Annotated in this window: 15 protein-coding genes; 12 read left to right on the top strand and 3 right to left on the bottom strand. The window is 65.0% G+C overall.

Going from position 1 to position 16,585, the window contains the following annotated elements; all coding sequences use genetic code 11:
- The first annotated feature begins 127 nt into the window (after positions 1 to 127).
- The 8 genes from IC50_RS02410 to IC50_RS02375 all read left to right on the top strand — a co-directional run bounded on the left by IC50_RS02410 (position 128) and on the right by IC50_RS02375 (position 11,457).
- Positions 128 to 3,265, top strand: a complete 3,138-nt coding sequence (locus tag IC50_RS02410) for an efflux RND transporter permease subunit (RefSeq protein ID WP_035699989.1) — start codon at positions 128 to 130, stop codon at positions 3,263 to 3,265.
- A gap of 34 nt (positions 3,266 to 3,299) precedes the next feature.
- Positions 3,300 to 3,899, top strand: a complete 600-nt coding sequence (locus IC50_RS02405) for a TetR/AcrR family transcriptional regulator (protein WP_035699987.1) — start codon at positions 3,300 to 3,302, stop codon at positions 3,897 to 3,899.
- Positions 3,900 to 4,030: 131 nt separating this feature from the next.
- On the top strand, positions 4,031 to 4,654 hold the full coding sequence (locus tag IC50_RS02400) for a flavin reductase family protein (protein WP_035700019.1): 624 nt from the start codon (positions 4,031 to 4,033) through the stop codon (positions 4,652 to 4,654).
- Positions 4,655 to 4,980: 326 nt separating this feature from the next.
- Positions 4,981 to 7,248, top strand: a complete 2,268-nt coding sequence (locus tag IC50_RS02395; RefSeq protein WP_035699985.1) for an acyl-CoA dehydrogenase — start codon at positions 4,981 to 4,983, stop codon at positions 7,246 to 7,248.
- Positions 7,248 to 8,531 carry an acetyl-CoA C-acetyltransferase gene (locus tag IC50_RS02390; protein ID WP_035699984.1) on the top strand — a complete coding sequence of 428 codons (1,284 nt, stop codon included), beginning with the start codon at positions 7,248 to 7,250 and terminating at the stop codon, positions 8,529 to 8,531. The genes IC50_RS02395 and IC50_RS02390 overlap by 1 nt, the downstream gene beginning before the upstream one ends.
- Before the next feature lie 2 nt (positions 8,532 to 8,533).
- Positions 8,534 to 10,630: a 3-hydroxyacyl-CoA dehydrogenase NAD-binding domain-containing protein gene (locus tag IC50_RS02385; protein ID WP_035699982.1), complete on the top strand. Its 2,097-nt coding sequence runs from the start codon at positions 8,534 to 8,536 to the stop codon at positions 10,628 to 10,630.
- A 7-nt stretch (positions 10,631 to 10,637) separates the two neighbouring features.
- Positions 10,638 to 11,048 (top strand): acyl-CoA thioesterase, encoded by a 411-nt coding sequence (locus IC50_RS02380; RefSeq protein WP_035699980.1) that lies wholly within the window; start codon positions 10,638 to 10,640, stop codon positions 11,046 to 11,048.
- 217 nt (positions 11,049 to 11,265) lie between these two features.
- Complete coding sequence (locus tag IC50_RS02375; protein WP_024341426.1) at positions 11,266 to 11,457, top strand: hypothetical protein; 192 nt, start codon at positions 11,266 to 11,268, stop codon at positions 11,455 to 11,457.
- Positions 11,458 to 11,512: 55 nt separating this feature from the next.
- Here IC50_RS02375 and IC50_RS02370 read toward each other — a convergent pair whose 3' ends face one another.
- Entirely contained in the window at positions 11,513 to 11,965 is a 453-nt protein-coding gene (locus IC50_RS02370; protein WP_035700017.1) for a nuclear transport factor 2 family protein, read from the bottom strand.
- Positions 11,966 to 12,119: 154 nt separating this feature from the next.
- Here IC50_RS02370 and IC50_RS02365 point away from each other — a divergent pair, with 154 nt between their 5' ends.
- The gene (locus tag IC50_RS02365) at positions 12,120 to 12,806 is read left to right on the top strand and encodes an HAD family hydrolase (protein ID WP_035699978.1); all 687 of its coding nucleotides are present in this window, start codon (positions 12,120 to 12,122) and stop codon (positions 12,804 to 12,806) included.
- Between the two features lie 106 nt (positions 12,807 to 12,912).
- On the top strand, positions 12,913 to 13,758 hold the full coding sequence (locus tag IC50_RS02360) for a DeoR/GlpR family DNA-binding transcription regulator (protein ID WP_035699976.1): 846 nt from the start codon (positions 12,913 to 12,915) through the stop codon (positions 13,756 to 13,758).
- Between the two features lie 3 nt (positions 13,759 to 13,761).
- Here the strand turns inward: IC50_RS02360 and IC50_RS02355 are convergent, their stop codons facing one another.
- Positions 13,762 to 14,187, bottom strand: a complete 426-nt coding sequence (locus IC50_RS02355) for a type II toxin-antitoxin system VapC family toxin (RefSeq protein WP_035699974.1) — start codon at positions 14,185 to 14,187, stop codon at positions 13,762 to 13,764.
- Positions 14,184 to 14,465, bottom strand: a complete 282-nt coding sequence (locus IC50_RS02350; RefSeq protein WP_035699973.1) for a type II toxin-antitoxin system Phd/YefM family antitoxin — start codon at positions 14,463 to 14,465, stop codon at positions 14,184 to 14,186. The genes IC50_RS02355 and IC50_RS02350 overlap by 4 nt, the downstream gene beginning before the upstream one ends.
- Before the next feature lie 229 nt (positions 14,466 to 14,694).
- Between IC50_RS02350 and glpD the strand changes: the two genes are divergently transcribed.
- Positions 14,695 to 16,245: a glycerol-3-phosphate dehydrogenase gene (gene glpD, locus IC50_RS02345; RefSeq protein ID WP_035699971.1), complete on the top strand. Its 1,551-nt coding sequence runs from the start codon at positions 14,695 to 14,697 to the stop codon at positions 16,243 to 16,245.
- A partial coding sequence (locus IC50_RS02340) for an ATP-binding cassette domain-containing protein (RefSeq protein WP_035699970.1) occupies positions 16,242 to 16,585 on the top strand: 344 nt, incomplete at its 3' end. The genes glpD and IC50_RS02340, both read left to right, overlap by 4 nt.

Here is a 16,585-nt window from a genome sequence, read left to right as displayed (position 1 = left end):
AGGCTGAAGCGGCGAAGCGATCCAGAACCTGCCCAGCCCCCTGGGTTGCTTCGCTGCCTCGCGACGACGGATTGAATTGAGTGGCTGTCGTGTTTTTGGCAATTGGATCGTCCTTTCGGAGAGAGCGATGAAGCGCTTCAACCTTTCGGCCTGGGCCGTCAGCCATCCGACGCTGGTTCTCTTCCTGATGCTCGTGCTCGGCGTCGCCGGCTTCTTCTCCTATGAGAAGCTCGGCCGCGCCGAGGATCCGTTCTTCACGGTGAAGGTGGTCAACGTCTCCGTGATGTGGCCCGGCGCGACCGCGCAGGAGATGCAGACGCAGGTCGCCGATCCCATCGAGAAGAAGATCCAGGAGCTGCCCTATTTCGAGAAGGTGCAGACCTACTCCAAGCCCGCCTTCACCGCGCTCCAGGTCACGTTCCGCGACTCGACGCCGCCGAAAGACGTGCCCTATCTCTTCTACCTCCTGCGCAAGAAGCTGGTCGACGTGCAGGGCCAGTTGCCATCCGGCATCCTCGGGCCCGTCGTCAACGACGAGTTCTCCGACGTCGATTCCATCCTCTACATGATGACCGGCGACGGCGCCGACTATGCCCAGCTGAAGAAGGTCTCGGAAGGCTTCCGCCAGCGCCTCCTGAAGGTGCCGGGCGTGACCAAGGTCGACGTTTACGGCAACCAGGACGAGCGCATCTTTGTCGAGTTCAGCCACGCCAAGCTCGCCACGCTCGGCATCACGCCGCAGGCACTGTTCGATTCGCTCGCCAAGCAGAACAACGTGACGCCGGCCGGTACGGTCGAGACCTCCTCGCAGCGGGTGCCGCTGCGCGTCACCGGCGCGCTCGACGGCGCCAAGGCCGTCGCCGAAACGCCGGTCGAGAGCAACGGCCGCGTCTTCCGTCTCGGTGACATCGCCACCGTCACCCATGGCTATGTCGATCCGCCGAGCTTCGTCGTGCGCCAGGAGGGCAAGCCCGCGATCGGCATCGGCGTCGTCACCGCCAAGGGCGCCAACATCCTCGAGCTCGGCAAGGAGGTCGAGAAGGCGACCAACGAGTTCATGAAGGCGGTGCCACAGGGCATCGACGTCAAGCTGATCGCCGACCAGCCCAAGGTGGTCGAGCACGCCGTCGGCGAGTTCGTGCATTCCTTCATGGAAGCGCTCGTCATCGTGCTGTTCGTCTCGTTCCTGGCGCTGGGCTGGCGCACCGGCATCGTGGTCGCTTTGTCGGTGCCCCTGGTGCTCGGCATCGTCTTCATCGTCATGAACACGATGTCGCTCGACCTGCACCGCATCACGCTCGGCGCTCTGATCATCGCGCTCGGCCTGCTCGTCGACGACGCCATCATCGCGGTCGAGATGATGGTGGTGAAGATGGAGCAGGGCTGGGACCGCATGCGCGCGGCGTCTTTTGCCTGGGAATCTACTGCGTTTCCGATGCTCACGGGAACGCTGGTCACGGCCGCTGGCTTCCTCCCCATCGGCTTTGCCAATTCCGCGGTCGGCGAATATGCCGGCAGCATCTTCTGGATCGTGGCGATCGCGCTGGTCGCGTCCTGGTTCGTGGCGGTGATCTTCACGCCCTATATCGGCGTCAAGCTGCTGCCCGACATGAAGGCCCACCATCACCACGACCCGCATGCGGTCTACGAGACCCGCATGTACCGCGGCCTCCGCGCCATCGTGCAATGGTGCGTCAACCACCGGATCACGGTGGTGGCTGCGACCGTCGGCGTCTTCATCGCCTCGATCGTGGGCTTCGGCCATGTGCAGCAGCAGTTCTTCCCGCTGTCGGAGCGGCCCGAGCTGTTCCTCCAGCTCCGCCTGCCCGAGGGCACCGCCTTCAACGTCACCGAGAAGGCGGTGAAGAAGGCCGAAACCCTGCTGAAGGACGACAAGGACATCGAGACCTATACGTCCTATGTCGGCCAGGGCTCGCCGCGCTTCTGGCTCGGCCTCAATCCGCAGCTTCCGAACGAGGCCTTCGCCGAGATCGTCATCGTCGCCAAGGGTGTCGAGGCGCGCGAGCGCATCAAGGCCAAGATCGAGAACGCAGCCGCCGAAGGCTTCCTGACCGAGGCGCGCGTGCGCGTCGACCGCTTCAACTTCGGCCCGCCGGTCGGATTCCCCGTACAGTTCCGCGTGATCGGCCCAGACGCCAACAAGGTGCGCGAGATCGCCTACCAGGTCCGCGACGTCATGCGGCAGAACAAGAGCGTCAAGGACGTCCAGCTCGACTGGAACGAGCAGTCGCCTTACCTCAAGCTCGTCGTCGACCAGGATCGCGCCCGTGCCATGGGCCTGACCCCGCAGGACGTCTCGCAGGCGCTGTCGATGCTGATCTCGGGTTCGCAGGTCACGACCGTGCGCGACGGCATCGAGAAGGTCGGCGTGGTCGCCCGCGCGATCCCATCCGAGCGCCTCGACCTCGGCGGCGTCGGCGATCTCACCGTCACCTCGCGCAATGGGGTGGCCGTGCCGCTGCAGCAGATCGCCAAGATCGAATATGCCCACGAGGAGCCGATCATGTGGCGGCGCAACCGCGACATGGCGATCACCGTGCGCTCCGACGTCGTCGACGGCGTGCAGGCCCCTGATGTCACCAATCAGATCACGCCGAAGCTGAAGGCAATCAAGGATCACCTCGATCCGGCCTACCGGATCGAGCCGGGCGGCGCCTTCGAGGAATCCGCCAAGGGCAACGCCTCGATCTTCATCCTCTTCCCGGTGATGGTCATGGTGATGCTGACGCTGCTGATGATCCAGCTTCAGAGCTTCTCGCGCCTGATCCTGGTGTTCCTGACCGCGCCGCTCGGCATCGTCGGCGCCTCCTTCGGCCTCAACGTCGCCAATGCCCCGTTCGGTTTCGTGGCGCTGCTCGGCCTGATCGCGCTCGCCGGCATGATCATGCGCAATACGGTCATCCTGGTCGACCAGATCGAGACCGACGTCTCCCACGGCCTGACCCGGCGCGAGGCGATCGTGGAAGCCACCGTCCGCCGCGCCCGTCCGGTGGTGCTGACGGCGCTCGCCGCCATCCTCGCCATGATCCCGCTGTCGCGCTCGGCCTTCTGGGGTCCGATGGCGATCACCATCATGGGCGGTCTGTTCGTCGCGACCTTCCTGACGCTGCTGTATCTGCCGGGCCTCTATGCGCTCTGGTTCAGGAAGAGCCTGGACGAGGCCGGCAACCCCGAGCAACCTGCCGCGCCGCAGCATGGCAGCGATGAACATCCTGCAATTCCGCTTGCTGAGGCGGCTGAATAAGTGAGATGAAGTGCTGATTGACGAGTCCTGACAGATGACACTGGTTGCGGAACATATCGAAGGTGACACCCGGGATCGTATCCTCGAGGTGGCCGAGCGGCTGTTCCGCCAGATCGGGTACCAGAAGACCACGGTCGGAGACATCGCCAAGGAGCTCCGGATGAGCCCCGCCAATGTCTATCGCTTCTTCGAATCGAAGAAGGCGATCCATCAGGCGGTGGCCCGCTCGCTCATGGGCGAGGTCGAGCTCGAGGCGCAGCGGATCGTGGCGAAGCCCGGTCCGGTGCCGGAGCGTTTTCGGGAACTGCTCACCACCATCCATCGCATGAACACCGAGCGCTATGTCGGCGACAACAAGTTGCACGAGATGGTCGAGATCGCGATGCAGGAGGATTGGCAGGTCTGCGTCAACCATATGGAGTGCATAGCCGGCGTCGTCGGCCAGATGATCGCGCAGGGCGTGGCCTCCGGCGAGTTCGAGGCGAAGGACCTCCAGCTGGCCTCGCTGTGCGCCTGCACCGCGATGATGCGCTTCTTCCACCCCCAGATGATCGCCCAGTGCGCCACCAAGCCGGGGCCGACCATCGACCAGATGATCGATTTCGTCATCGCGGGATTGTCGCCGCGGCACTGACGGGGCGGCGGGTTTCCTTTTATAAGTGCTCCTGCCGTCATTCCGGGGCGCGCAGCGCGAACCCGGAATCTCGAGATTCCGGGTTGGATGCTTTGCATCGCCCCGGAATGACGGAGAGTGGAGACCTCGCGGTGACCGACAAAGACCTGTACTACTACGAGCCGTCCAAGGGCCATGGCCTCAAGCACGATCCCTTCAACGCCATCATCGCACCGCGGCCGATCGGCTGGATCTCCTCCCGCGACACCAGGGGCCACGTCAACCTCGCGCCCTACAGCTTCTTCAACGCCTTCTGCTACGTCCCGCCGATCATCGGCTTCTCCTCCACCAACTGGAAGGACACGGTCGAGAACATCCAGCAGACCGGCGAGTTCGTCTGGAATCTTGCCACGATGGACCTTGCCAAGCACATGAACGCGACCGCTGCGCACGTCGCGCCCGAGGTTGATGAGTTCAAGCTCGCGGGGCTCACCGCCGTGCCGGGCAAGCTCGTCAACGTGCCGCGGGTCGGCGAGAGCCCCGTCGCCTTCGAGTGCAAGGTGTCCGACATCGTCCGCCTCAAAGGTGCGGACGGCAAGGAGGCCGACGCCTGGCTGACGCTCGGCGAGGTCGTCGCCGTCCACATCGACAAGGCCATGATCAAGGACGGCGTCTACCAGACCGCCGCCGCCCGCCCGATCGTCCGCGCCGGGCGGCGCGGCGACTATTTCGAGATTAGGCCGGAAAACATGTTCGAGATGGTGCGGCCGGATTGATCTGGCCCGGGTCACGCCACTCTCTCCGCATCGTCATTCCGGGGCGCGCCATCAGGCGCGAGCCCGGAATCCATACTCCCGATCGTGGTTATGGATTCTCAGGTGCGCAATTGCGCACCATAGCTCACGCTTCGCGTGCCCCGGAATGACGGTCGGAGACATTGCACTCCAACCCCTCCCGGAACTGCGCCCACGTCCCGGCCGTTAGGTCCTCGGGCGGCTGCCCGGCCGCGTCAATTCGCTTCGTTTTGCCCGCGAAGTGTTCACGCACCCTGGTCACTTTCCGCTAAAATACCCGATAACCGCGCCGATGCATGAGGTCAGCCATGAGCTTCCGCCGCGACATACTTACCAAGCCGATCTTCTCCTGGGCGCGCGGCGTGCTGCCGACGATGTCCGACACCGAACGTGAAGCCCTCGAAGCCGGAGACGTCTGGTGGGACGCCGATCTCTTCACCGGCAATCCGGATTGGTCGAAGCTGCTGAAGGTGCCACAGGCCACGCTGACGGAGGAGGAGCAGGCCTTCCTCAACGGGCCCGTCGACGAACTCTGCGCCATGCTCGACGAGTGGAAGATCTTCTGGGAATTGCGCGACCTGCCGCCGGATGTCTGGCACTTCGTCAAGCGCGAAAAGTTCTTCGGCATGATCATTCCGAAGGAGTTCGGCGGACTCGGCTTCTCGCCTTACGCCCATTCGGAAGTGGTGCGCAAGATTTCGACCCGCTCGATCGCCGCCGCCGTCACCGTGATGGTGCCGAACTCGCTCGGGCCCGGTGAGCTCCTCATGCGCTTCGGAACGAGGGAGCAGCAGGAGCGCTGGCTGCCGCGCCTCGCCGACGGCCGCGACATTCCCTGCTTCGGGCTCACCAGCCCGGAAGCCGGCTCCGACGCCGCCTCGATGGTCGACACCGGCATCGTCTGCAAGGGCACTTTCGAAGAACGCGAAGTCGTCGGCCTCAGGCTCAACTGGCACAAGCGCTACATCACGCTCGGCCCGGTCTCGACGCTGCTGGGCCTTGCCTTCAAGGCTTACGATCCGGATTGTCTGGTCGGCGATCAAGAAGAGCTCGGCATCACCGTGGCGCTGATCCCGACCAATCTGCCCGGCGTCGAGATCGGCCAGCGCCATTTGCCGTCGATGCAGGTGTTCCAGAACGGCCCGAACTGGGGACGCGACGTCTTCATTCCGCTCGACTATGTCGTCGGCGGCAAGGAGCGGCTGGGGCAGGGCTGGAAGATGCTGATGACCGCGCTTGCCGCCGGTCGTGGCATCTCGCTGCCGTCGCTGTCAGCGGCCGGTGCCGCCTATGCGGCGCGCGCCACCGGCGCCTATGCCCGCATCCGCGAGCAGTTCGGCATCTCCATCTCCAAGTTCGAAGGCGTCGAGGAGCCGCTCGCGCGCATCGTTGCGACCGCCTATCAACTCGACGCGGCACGGCGGTTGACCTGTGCCGCGCTGAATGCCGGCATTCATCCCGCCGTCATTTCCGGCATCATGAAGCTGCATGCAACCGAGCGGATGCGCACCGCGATCGACGACGCCATGGACATTCATGGCGGCAAGGCCGTGATCGACGGTCCGCAAAACTATCTCGGCAATCTGCATCGCGCCGTGCCGGTCGGCATCACCGTCGAGGGCGCCAACATCCTGACCCGCAACCTCATCGTGTTCGGGCAGGGCGCCATCCGCGCGCATCCCTTTCTGCTCGACGAGATGAATGCGCTCGCCGATTCCGATCGCGAGCGCGGGCTCACCGCATTCGACAAGGTGTTCTGGAAGCATGTCGGCCATAGTCTCCGGACACTGTTCCGCGCCTTGGGCCGCAGCTGGACCTTTGGCGCATTCGCGCCGGCGCCCGATGCGGGTGATGCAACGCCGTTCTATCGCCAGCTCTCGCGCTACTCTGCGGCCTTTGCGCTCTGCGCCGACATGGCGCTGCTGACGCTCGGCGGCGCGCTCAAGCGCAGGGAGATGCTGTCGGCGCGCTTCGGCGACATCCTGTCCGAGCTCTATCTGCTCTCGGCTGCGCTGAAGCGCTGGCAGGATGAAGGCCGGCAGAAGGAGGATTTTGCCGCACTGGAATGGTGCATGGCGACCGGCGTCCGGACCATCGAGAACCGGCTTGCCGAAATTCTCGCCAATCTGCCCAACCGCCTCGTCGCAGGCTTCCTCAGGCTCGTGGTTCAGCCGTTCGGCGCGCGCGTGCTCGGCCCCTCCGACCGCGTCGTGCACCGATGCGCGAGCCTGGTGCTGGAGCCGTCGGCGGCACGCGAGCGCCTCACGCCGGATCTGGCCCATGTCGATGACGACGGCGGCTTTACCCGTCTGGAGCGCGCGTTCAAGCTGGTCGCTGGCACGGACGCCATCGCCAAGCGCATGCGCGCCGCGCATATCCGCGACTGGAAGGAAGCGGTTGCCAAGGGTGTGATCACGCAGGCTGAGGGCGAGCAGCTCGCCGCGGCCCGCGAAGCCGTCACAAAAGTGATAGAGGTCGACGATTTTGCGCCGGAGGCGCTGTCGCCGATTTACAAGAAAACCGTCAATGTGCATCAGTTCTTCCAGGAACTCGGTGAACAGAGGGCGGCGAGCTGATGGCACGACCGGTATTCATCGTCGACGGCAGCCGGACGCCGTTTCTGAAGGCGCGTTCGGGGCCCGGTCCGTTCACGCCGGTCGATCTCGCCGTGCAGTGCGGACGGCCGCTGCTGGCGCGCCAGCCATTTGCGCCTGACAGCTTCGACCAGGTCATCCTCGGCTGCGTCAACGTGATCGCCGACGAGATGAACCCGGCCCGCGTCGCCGCGCTCCGGCTCGGCATGGGCGAGGACATGGTCGCCTTCACTGTGCAGATCAATTGCGGCTCCGGCATGCAGTCGATCGACACCGCCTACCGTTACATCCGCGAAGGCCATGCCGACATGATCCTCGCCGGCGGCACCGAGGCGCTGAGCCACGCGCCGCTGGTCTGGTCCAATTCCGGCGTGCGCTGGTTCGCCGGGCTCGCCACCGCCAAGGGTGTGGCGGCGAAGCTCGCTGCAGCGTTCAAGCTGCGGCCGCGCTATCTCAAGCCGATTATCGGCCTCGAGCGCGGACTGACCGATCCCATCACCGAGCTGAACATGGGCCAGACCGCCGAGGTCGTCGGCCATCTCTTCGGCGTCACGCGCGCACAGTCCGACGCCTACGCCGCCGAGAGCCATCGCCGGCTCGCGCATGCACAAGCCGAAGGCTATCTGAAGGGTGAGGTTGAGACGGCGTTCTCGCGTGACGGAAAATTCTTCGACCATGACGACGGCGTGCGGCCGGACTCGACGGCCGAGACGCTGGCAAGGCTTCGGCCGGTGTTCGAGCCTCCCTGGGGCCAGGTCACGGCCGGCAATTCCTCGCAGATCACCGACGGCGCCTCCTGGGTGATCCTTGCCTCCGATGCGGCGGTCGCAAAGCACGGACTGACGCCGAAAGCGGCTATCGCCGACAGCCATTGGGCGGCGCTCGATCCCAGCATCATGGGGCTCGGACCGGTGATGTCGGCGACGCCGCTGCTCACGCGCAACAATCTCACCATCAAGGACGTCGAGACCTGGGAGCTGAACGAGGCCTTCGCGACGCAGGTGCTCGGCTGCCTCGCCGCCTGGAACGACGACAAGTTCTGCCGCGAGATTCTCGGGCTCGACGGCGCCGCCGGCGAGATCGATCGCGACAGGCTCAATGTCGACGGCGGCGCCATCTCTCTCGGCCATCCGGTCGGCACCTCCGGCAACCGCATCGTGCTGCATCTCGTCAACGCCATGAGGCGGCTTGGCACGCGGCGTGGCATTGCCACCGAATGCATCGGCGGCGGGCTTGGCGGCGCCATGCTGATCGAGGCGGTGTGACCATGGATTCCAAGATCATGACGGCGCTGGGCGACCGCGTGCTGGAGCTGGGGCCCAAGCCTGCGACAGACGGTCCCTACAGGCACTTCAAGTTGACGCGCGATGCCGATGGCGTCGCCTGGCTGCTGTTCGACCGCACTGACGCAAGCGCCAACACGTTGTCCTCCGATGTGATGGAGGAGTTCGACGCCGTGCTCGCGGCGATCGAGACCGAGCGTCCGGCCGGCCTCGTGATCCGCTCGGCCAAACCATCCGGCTTCATTGCCGGCGCCGACGTCAACGAATTCCGCGGCGCGTCTGATCCCGACATGGTGGAGGCGCGCATCCGCGCCGCGCATGCGGTGGTCGATCATCTGGAAGCGCTAAAACTGCCGACGGTTGCGGTCATCCACGGCTTCTGCCTCGGCGGCGGGCTCGAGGTGGCGCTGGCCTGCCAGTCGCGCATCGCCATCGACGGTGCGCGCTTCGGCTTCCCGGAGGTGATGCTGGGCCTGCATCCCGGTCTCGGCGGCACCGCGCGTTTCACCGCGCTGGTCAATCCGACCCGGTCGATGGCGCTGATGCTGACCGGCCGCACCATCGATGCGCGCCGTGCCAGGGCGCTCGGCCTCGTCGATGCCGTGACGCAGGAGCGCCACGTCCAGGGCGCAATAAAGGACGCGCTGTTCGGCCGCCTGAAGCGGGCCAAGCCCGGTCTGCTCACGCGCGCCGCCAATCTCGGGCCGGTGCGTGGCCTGCTCGCCAGGCGCATGCGCGCGGAGGCCGCGAAGGCAGCATCCCGCGAGCACTATCCCGCGCCTTACGCGCTGATCGATCTCTGGGAGACCCATGGCGGCAGCAAGGCCGCGATGCTGAAGGCGGAGCAGGCTTCCTTCGCCAGGCTGATGGTGACGCCGACCGCGCAGAATTTGATCCGCGTCTTCTTCCTGCGCGAGCAAATGAAGAAGGCCGCAGGCGGCGGCAATGGGATCAAGCACGTCCATGTTATCGGTGCCGGCGCCATGGGCGGCGACATCGCCGCCTGGTGTGCGGGGCAGGGACTGCGCGTCTCGCTCGCCGACATGAAGGCGGAGCCGATCGCAGGCGCAGTGAAGCGTGCCGCCGACCTCTACGGCAAGATCATCCGCAAGCCCACGGACGTGCGTGATGCGCTCGATCGCCTCATCCCCGACATGGACGGGGAGGGCGTCCGCAATGCCGATCTCATCATCGAGGCGGTGCCGGAGAAGCTCGATCTCAAGCAGAGGGTCTGCGCTGGGCTCGAGCCACAGATGAAACCGGGCGCGATCCTCGCGACCAACACGTCAAGCATTCCGCTTCAGGACTTGCGCACCACGCTGGCGCGGCCGGAGCGGCTGGTCGGCCTGCATTTCTTCAATCCGGTGTCGCGGCTGCAACTGGTCGAAGTCGTCAGCCATGACGGCAACGATCAGCGGGTACTGAAAGACGCGCTCGCCTTCGTCGGCGCGATCGATCGCCTGCCGCTCGCCGTGAAGAGCTCGCCGGGCTTCCTCGTCAACCGCGCGCTGACGCCGTACATGCTGGAAGCGATGGTGATGCTGGACGAGAAGATCGACCAGCGCCTGATCGACGCCGCAGCCGAGCAGTTCGGCATGCCGATGGGGCCGATCGAACTCGCCGATCAGGTCGGGCTCGACATCTGCATCGACGTCGGCGACATGCTGCGCACCAGGTTCGGCGATCTCCTGCCGCCGACGCCGGCCTGGCTGCGCGACAAGGTCGCCAAGGGCGAGCTTGGCCGCAAGACCGGCAGGGGCTTCTACACCTGGAAGGACGGCAAGGCGGAGAAGGCGCCGCTTCCCGAGACCGGCCCGCGCGTCACCGACCGGATGATCGATCGCCTGATGCTGCCGATGTCCAACGTCTGCATCGCGGCGCTTCGGGAAGGCATCGTCGACGATGCCGATGCGGTCGACGGCGCCATGATCTTCGGCACCGGTTATGCACCGTTCCGCGGTGGTCCGCTGAACTATGCGCGCACGCGCGGCGCGGAGAACATTGTATCCACCCTGCATGGGCTGGCGGAACGATTCGGCGCGCGCTTCGCGCCAGATCCGGGCTGGGACAATTTCAAGTGAGACAGGCATGAACGAGCAAGCCAACACCGGACCGAGCGGGGATCTCTGCATCCGCACGCTGGCGATGCCGGCCGACACCAACGCCAACGGCGACATTTTCGGGGGCTGGCTGCTGAGCCAGATGGACGTCGGCGGCGGTGTGTTCGCCTCGAAGGCCGCGAGGTCGCGCACCGTGACAGTCGCGATCGAGGCGATGAATTTTCGCAAGGCAGTCTATGTCGGCGATCTTGTCTCGGTCTACGCCAATCTCGTGCGCGTGGGGCGCACCTCGCTGACCGTGCATCTCGAGGCCTGGGCATTGCGGCGCAAGGAGCTTCATCCCTTCCTCGTCACCGACGGCAATTTCACCTACGTCTCGATCGACGACCACGGCCGTCCGCAGGCGATCCAACGAAACGATCCGCCGATCGCGACGTAATCGCGCGCGACGCTCTGCCTCACGAAGACTTGCAGCGCAGCAAAACGCGGCGCGAGTGAGTCATCGTCGTCGCGGCATCGCCAAGAACCAGTCATAAAACGGATGAGGTCCCGGCGTACTCAATTGCGTGTCGATTCGGGGTGGAAACGGCCTCAAATGCCTGGGAACCTTTGGGCAGGAGCACCGTTATTTGCCCGCACTGAGGAATCCACGGACCATGCCGGACAGCTACATCATCGAAGTCAATTCGCAGACCGCAGGTATCGTCGTTCGCTCTCAAGGGGGCTACTGCTTCTTCGCCTCGTCTCACCGGTTCAACCGTCTCGAAGGCCAGCTCTTCCGCAACGCCCGCGAAGCCGAGCGCGCCGCGCGCAAGCTGGTTAACGGCGATGTGAAGGAGGCGGCGTGAGCCTTGTCATTCCGGGGCCCGCGCCTTTCGGCGCGTCCCGGAATGACACTGTTGATCACAGCTTCGTCGCGGCCCGCGACAGCAGCTTCCACTCGTCGCCCTGCTTCTGCCAGTTCATCAGGATGTGAAGGTTGGTCGGCACTTTTTTCCCATCAGCCGCCATCTCCTGTTCCGCGACCCAGTGGAAACGCACGATCGCTGCGGGGCCGACGACCTTGATGGTGGGGTCCTTGTATTCGATCGACAGGAATTTCGATTTGCCGTTGGTGGCGTTGGCGATGAACGTCGCCTTGTCCTCGACCTTGCCGCTGGAATGGCTGTAGCTGAGATCGTCCCAGCATAGCGCGCCGAGCACTTTCGGATCGGCCGCGATCTGGGCTTGGCGGAAGGCCTCGACCTTCTTCGCCACGGCTTCCTCGTCTGCTGAGGCCGCCAGCGCGGGTGTCGTGAATGCGAGCGCAGAGACGGCCAGCGTCGAGAGAGCCAGATCGCGTCGGTTGATCGTCATCGTTTCCTCCTTTTTGATCTTGCGGCGAGTGTTGCAGCCGCGCGCGACCTTGTCGAGTGTCGCATTGTCGACATGTGGATGCGTCATTGCGCGATCGAGGCCGTATTGATACGTCTCCCGCATCGATGCGTCGCGCATTTGGGAAAGTACGGACATGATCGAGGCCAGCTACGATGCGATGGGCAGGGCGTTGTTGTTCGACATCGACGGCACGCTCGCCGACACCGATCCGTTGCACTTGAAGGCGTTCAACCAGGTGCTGGGTCCGCACGGCCATGTCTTCGATCACGCGCGCTTCTCCAGGGAACTGCAAGGTTTCGCCAATGTGGCTATCGGTGAGCGCTTTCTGCCGAACGAGGCGCCGGAGCGACGCGCCCTGATCCTCGACGAGAAGGAGGAGGTCTTCCGCACGTTGGTGGCCGGGCAGATCCGGCCGCTTCCGGGGCTGATGGCGCTGCTCGACCGGGCCGATAGCGCCGGCATTCCCATGGTCGCGGTGACCAATGCTCCACGTCTCAACGCCGAGCTGCTGCTGTCCGGTCTCGGCATCACGCATCGCTTCAAGGCGCTCGTGATCGGAGCCGAGCTGCCGCACGGCAAGCCGCATCCGCTGCCCTATCAGGAGGGGCTGCGTTTCGTCGGCGCCAGCGCAAAGGCCTCGATCGCATTCGAGGATTCCCGCACCGGCGTGCAATCGGCCACAGCGGCCGGTATTTCGACCATCGGTGTCCGAACCAGCCTCAGCCATGACGACCTGGTTGCAGCCGGCGCGATCGCCTCCGCCAGCGCCTTCGACGATCCGGCGCTGCTCAGGCATCTCGCGAGCGCCATGACTTGGTAAGAAACGGCGTGGTGAGCCCCTTCATCCGTTAACCGTGATCGGCGCGCGCATTGACCGAAGGCGCGAACCGCCGCACCATGCATCATCCTGATTTGAGGCCGTTGCCGTGACCGGATTGACCCATCGCCAGGCCGAAATCCTCAACATCGCGCGCGCTTCCGGCCGCGTCATGGTCGAGGAGCTCGCGCGCCGGTTCGAGGTCTCGGCGCAGACCATCCGCAAGGACCTCAACGATCTCTGCGAGCGGAGATCGCTGACCCGCATCCATGGCGGCGCCATCATCGCTTCCGGTGTCGAAAACCTCGCCTATGAGGCGCGCCGCTTCGTCGCCGCCGACGAGAAAAAGGCCATTGGTGCCGCCGCCGCCTCGCTGATCCCGAACGGCTGCTCGCTCTTCATCAACATCGGAACCACGACGGAAGAGGTCGCGAGCGCGCTGACCTCGCACGAGGATCTGCTCGTCATCACCAACAATCTCAACGTTGCCATGCTGCTCTACCGCCATCCCCGTATCGAGGTGGTGGTCGCCGGCGGCACGGTGCGGCGTGCCGATGGCGCGGTGGTCGGCTCGACCGCGACGCAGCTGATCGGCCAGTTCAAGGTCGACTATGCCATCATCGGGGCGTCCGCGATCGATGAGGAAGGCGCGCTGCTCGACTTCGACTATCGCGAGGTGCAGGTGGCGCAGGCCATCATCGCCAATGCCCGCAGCGTCATGCTGGTTGCGGACTCCACCAAGCTCCGCCGCAGCGCGCCGGTCCGCATTGCCCACATCACCCAGATCCAGACCTTCGTCACCGACCAGGAACTGCCCGAGCGCCTCGCCACCATCTGCCACAGCAAGGGCATCGAGGTGGTGGAGGCGCTTCCCAAGGGCGCGGACATCGACGATGCGCCGGCCGATGCCCAGGATGCGGCACCGGAAGCCGCGCCGGTGGTGCGGTTGCGATAGGGCTTATGCGTCGTCCCACGGATTGAGCAGCGGGACGCCAAATGCAGCAAAGTCCTTCACGTTCCGCGTGACGAGCGTGAGGCCGTGCGCGAGTGCGGTTGCTGCAAAGAAGCCGTCCATCACGGACAACGCAACGCCGCTCCTGCGGCTCTGAGCGATCAGATCGCCCCAGCGCTCGGCCACCGGCTGGTCGATCGGCAGGACGCGTTCAGCAAACCGCGCCGGCAGATCGTGGGCAAGCCAAGCTGCCAGCGCCGTGCGCCGGCGGCCGTCCTCCAGCAATGCGATGCCGCGGCGAAGCTCGGCGATCGAGGCAACACTGATGAACGCGCGGTCCTCGTCGATCGTATCAAGCCAAGCCAGAACTTTCGGCGAAGGCGCCGGCCGCTGAACCTCCGACAGCACATTGGTATCGAGCAGCAGGTTCACGGCATTTCGTCGCGCGGCGCGTCGTGTACGCGTTCAAGCTCGAGGTCGGCGCCGCGCAGCGGCGAGGCCAGCAGGAATTCGGCGAGCGTGCCTATGCGTGCGACCTTGCGCGCCCATTCCTCGGCGGAAACGACCACCGCATTGGGCTTGCCGTGGCGGGTAATGACCTGCGGGCCGGTTTGGGCGCGGTCGATCACCTCGGACAGCCGTGCCTTGGCGTTGGCGAGCGTCCAGGTGTCAGTCGGAAGCGAGTCGGGTGCAGTGCTGCGATTGACCATGAAGTACAACCAATATGACTATTATAACTATAATTCTGCCTAGTTGACTGTTCAAGGGCGTGGCTGCTTCTCGAATTGCTGTCCAAGCTGCCCATTTCCGCGGCTATTTTGCCCACGAAAAAGTTCCTCTTTCATTTCCTTTGGCCTCTCTTTCATCTTGCTTTCGCTTTCTGGTGTGATCTAATCAAAAACGAAAGTAGCCGCTCGACGAACGGGCGGCCGTCGGGGGATGCGTCTGTTGGAGCGTATTTTCGACCTCGCCATCATCGGAGGCGGTGTTAACGGCTGCGGCATCGCGCGTGACGCGGTGGGCCGCGGCAACACGGTTTTCCTGTGCGAAATGAACGATCTGGCGAGCGGGACGTCGTCCTGGTCGACCAAGCTGGTGCATGGCGGCCTGCGCTATCTCGAATATTATGAGTTTCGCCTGGTTCGCGAGGCGCTGATCGAGCGCGAGATTCTCTGGGGCATCGCGCCCCACATCATCCGTCCCCTGCGTTTCGTCCTGCCGCACCATGCCGGCCTGCGTCCTGCCTGGCTGCTGCGCCTGGGCCTCTTCCTCTATGACCACATCGGCGGCCGCCACCTGTTGCCGGCGACCCGCTCGGTCGACCTCAGGCGCGACGAGGTCGGCAAGCCGCTGATCCCGAATCGCTATGCCCACGCGTTTGAGTATTCCGACTGCTTCGTCGACGACGCTCGTCTCGTCGTGCTCAACGCGCGCGATGCCGCCGACAAGGGCGCCGAGATCCGCACCCGCACCCGCGCCACCGAGATTCGCCAGTCCGAGGGCCTCTGGACCGTCGGCATGGTCGACACGCTCACCGGCGCGCGCTCGCAGGTTCAGGCGCGCGCGCTGATCAATGCCGGCGGTCCCTGGGTCGAGGACGTGCTCGGTCGCAGCGCCGGCGTCAATGCGAAGGCAAAAGTCCGCCTGGTGCAGGGCTCACACATCGTGGTCAGGAAGCTCTATGACCACGATCGCGCCTACATGTTCCAGAATGCCGATGGCCGCATCATCTTCGTCATCCCGTACCAGGACGATTTCACGCTGATCGGCACCACCGACCGCGACTATGACGGCGATCCCGCCAAAGTGAAGGCGACGGCTGAGGAGATCGAATATCTCTGCAAGGCGGCGAGCGAATATCTGGCCAAGCCCGTGATGCCGGAGGACGTGGTCTGGACCTATTCCGGGGTGCGGCCTCTGTATGATGATGGCGCCAGCGAGGCCAAGGCCGCAACGCGCGACTACGTGTTCGAGCTCGACACGCCCGGTGGCCTGCCGCTGCTGTCGATCTATGGCGGCAAGATCACGACCTACCGCCGCCTCGCCGAAGAGGCGCTGGAACGCCTTGCGCCCTATCTGCGCAGCGCGAAGGCGCGCGAGGGCTGGACCGGCAAATGGCCGCTGCCGGGCGGCGACATGAATGGGTCCGACATCGACGGCCTGATCGCCGAGCTCCAGCGCGGCTATCCCTTCCTCGGCCATGAGCATGCGCGGCGGCTCGCGCGCGCCTATGGCACAAGGGCCATCAAGCTGCTCGGCGAGGCGAAATCATTGGCCGATCTCGGCCAGGCCTTCGGTGCGACCCTGACCGAGCGCGAGGTCCGCTATCTCATGGCCAATGAGTGGGCCGTCACCGCGGAGGACGTGGTCTGGCGCCGTTCCAAGCTCGGCCTGCGACTATCTGCCGACGAGATTGCGGCGCTCGACGACTGGATCAGGACCCATGCCGTGCCGCAAAGTCCCCTCCTGGAAGCGGGAGGACGCTCATGACCGTGACACTCGATCACGTGACCCGGACCGTCGACGGCGTCGCGCACATCCGCGATGTCTCCCTGACTCTCGAGAGCGGCACGCTCAATGTCCTGCTCGGGCCGACGCTGTCGGGCAAGACCTCGATCATGCGGTTGCTCGCCGGTCTCGACAAGCCGACCACGGGCAGGGTGCTGGTCAACGGCAAGGACGTCACCGGCGCCGACGTGCGCCAGCGCTCGGTCGCAATGGTCTATCAGCAGTTCATCAATTACCCCTCGCTCACGGTCTATGAGAACATCGCTTCACCCCTGCGTGTGCAGGGCAAGCCGCGCGATGAGATCGAGGCGCGCGTGGCGGA

Source organism: Bradyrhizobium genomosp. I (2014) (assembly GCF_000261685.1).
Classification (GTDB): domain Bacteria; phylum Pseudomonadota; class Alphaproteobacteria; order Rhizobiales; family Xanthobacteraceae; genus Bradyrhizobium.
The sequence above is the reverse complement of the archived record's forward strand: the minus strand, read 5'-3'. Positions and strand labels throughout refer to the sequence as shown.

Excerpts from the sequence above, each read along its gene's own strand:
- IC50_RS02380 (WP_035699980.1), top strand. The coding sequence starts at position 10,638 with ATGAACGAGCAAGCCAACACCGGACCGAGCGGGGATCTCTGCATCCGC.
- IC50_RS02410 (WP_035699989.1), top strand. The coding sequence starts at position 128 with ATGAAGCGCTTCAACCTTTCGGCCTGGGCCGTCAGCCATCCGACGCTG.
- IC50_RS02375 (WP_024341426.1), top strand. The coding sequence starts at position 11,266 with ATGCCGGACAGCTACATCATCGAAGTCAATTCGCAGACCGCAGGTATC.
- IC50_RS02365 (WP_035699978.1), top strand. The coding sequence starts at position 12,120 with ATGATCGAGGCCAGCTACGATGCGATGGGCAGGGCGTTGTTGTTCGAC.
- IC50_RS02390 (WP_035699984.1), top strand. The coding sequence starts at position 7,248 with ATGGCACGACCGGTATTCATCGTCGACGGCAGCCGGACGCCGTTTCTG.
- IC50_RS02405 (WP_035699987.1), top strand. The coding sequence starts at position 3,300 with ATGACACTGGTTGCGGAACATATCGAAGGTGACACCCGGGATCGTATC.
- IC50_RS02350 (WP_035699973.1), bottom strand. The coding sequence starts at position 14,465 with ATGGTCAATCGCAGCACTGCACCCGACTCGCTTCCGACTGACACCTGG.
- glpD (WP_035699971.1), top strand. The coding sequence starts at position 14,695 with ATGCGTCTGTTGGAGCGTATTTTCGACCTCGCCATCATCGGAGGCGGT.
- IC50_RS02395 (WP_035699985.1), top strand. The coding sequence starts at position 4,981 with ATGAGCTTCCGCCGCGACATACTTACCAAGCCGATCTTCTCCTGGGCG.
- IC50_RS02385 (WP_035699982.1), top strand. The coding sequence starts at position 8,534 with ATGGATTCCAAGATCATGACGGCGCTGGGCGACCGCGTGCTGGAGCTG.
- IC50_RS02370 (WP_035700017.1), bottom strand. The coding sequence starts at position 11,965 with ATGACGATCAACCGACGCGATCTGGCTCTCTCGACGCTGGCCGTCTCT.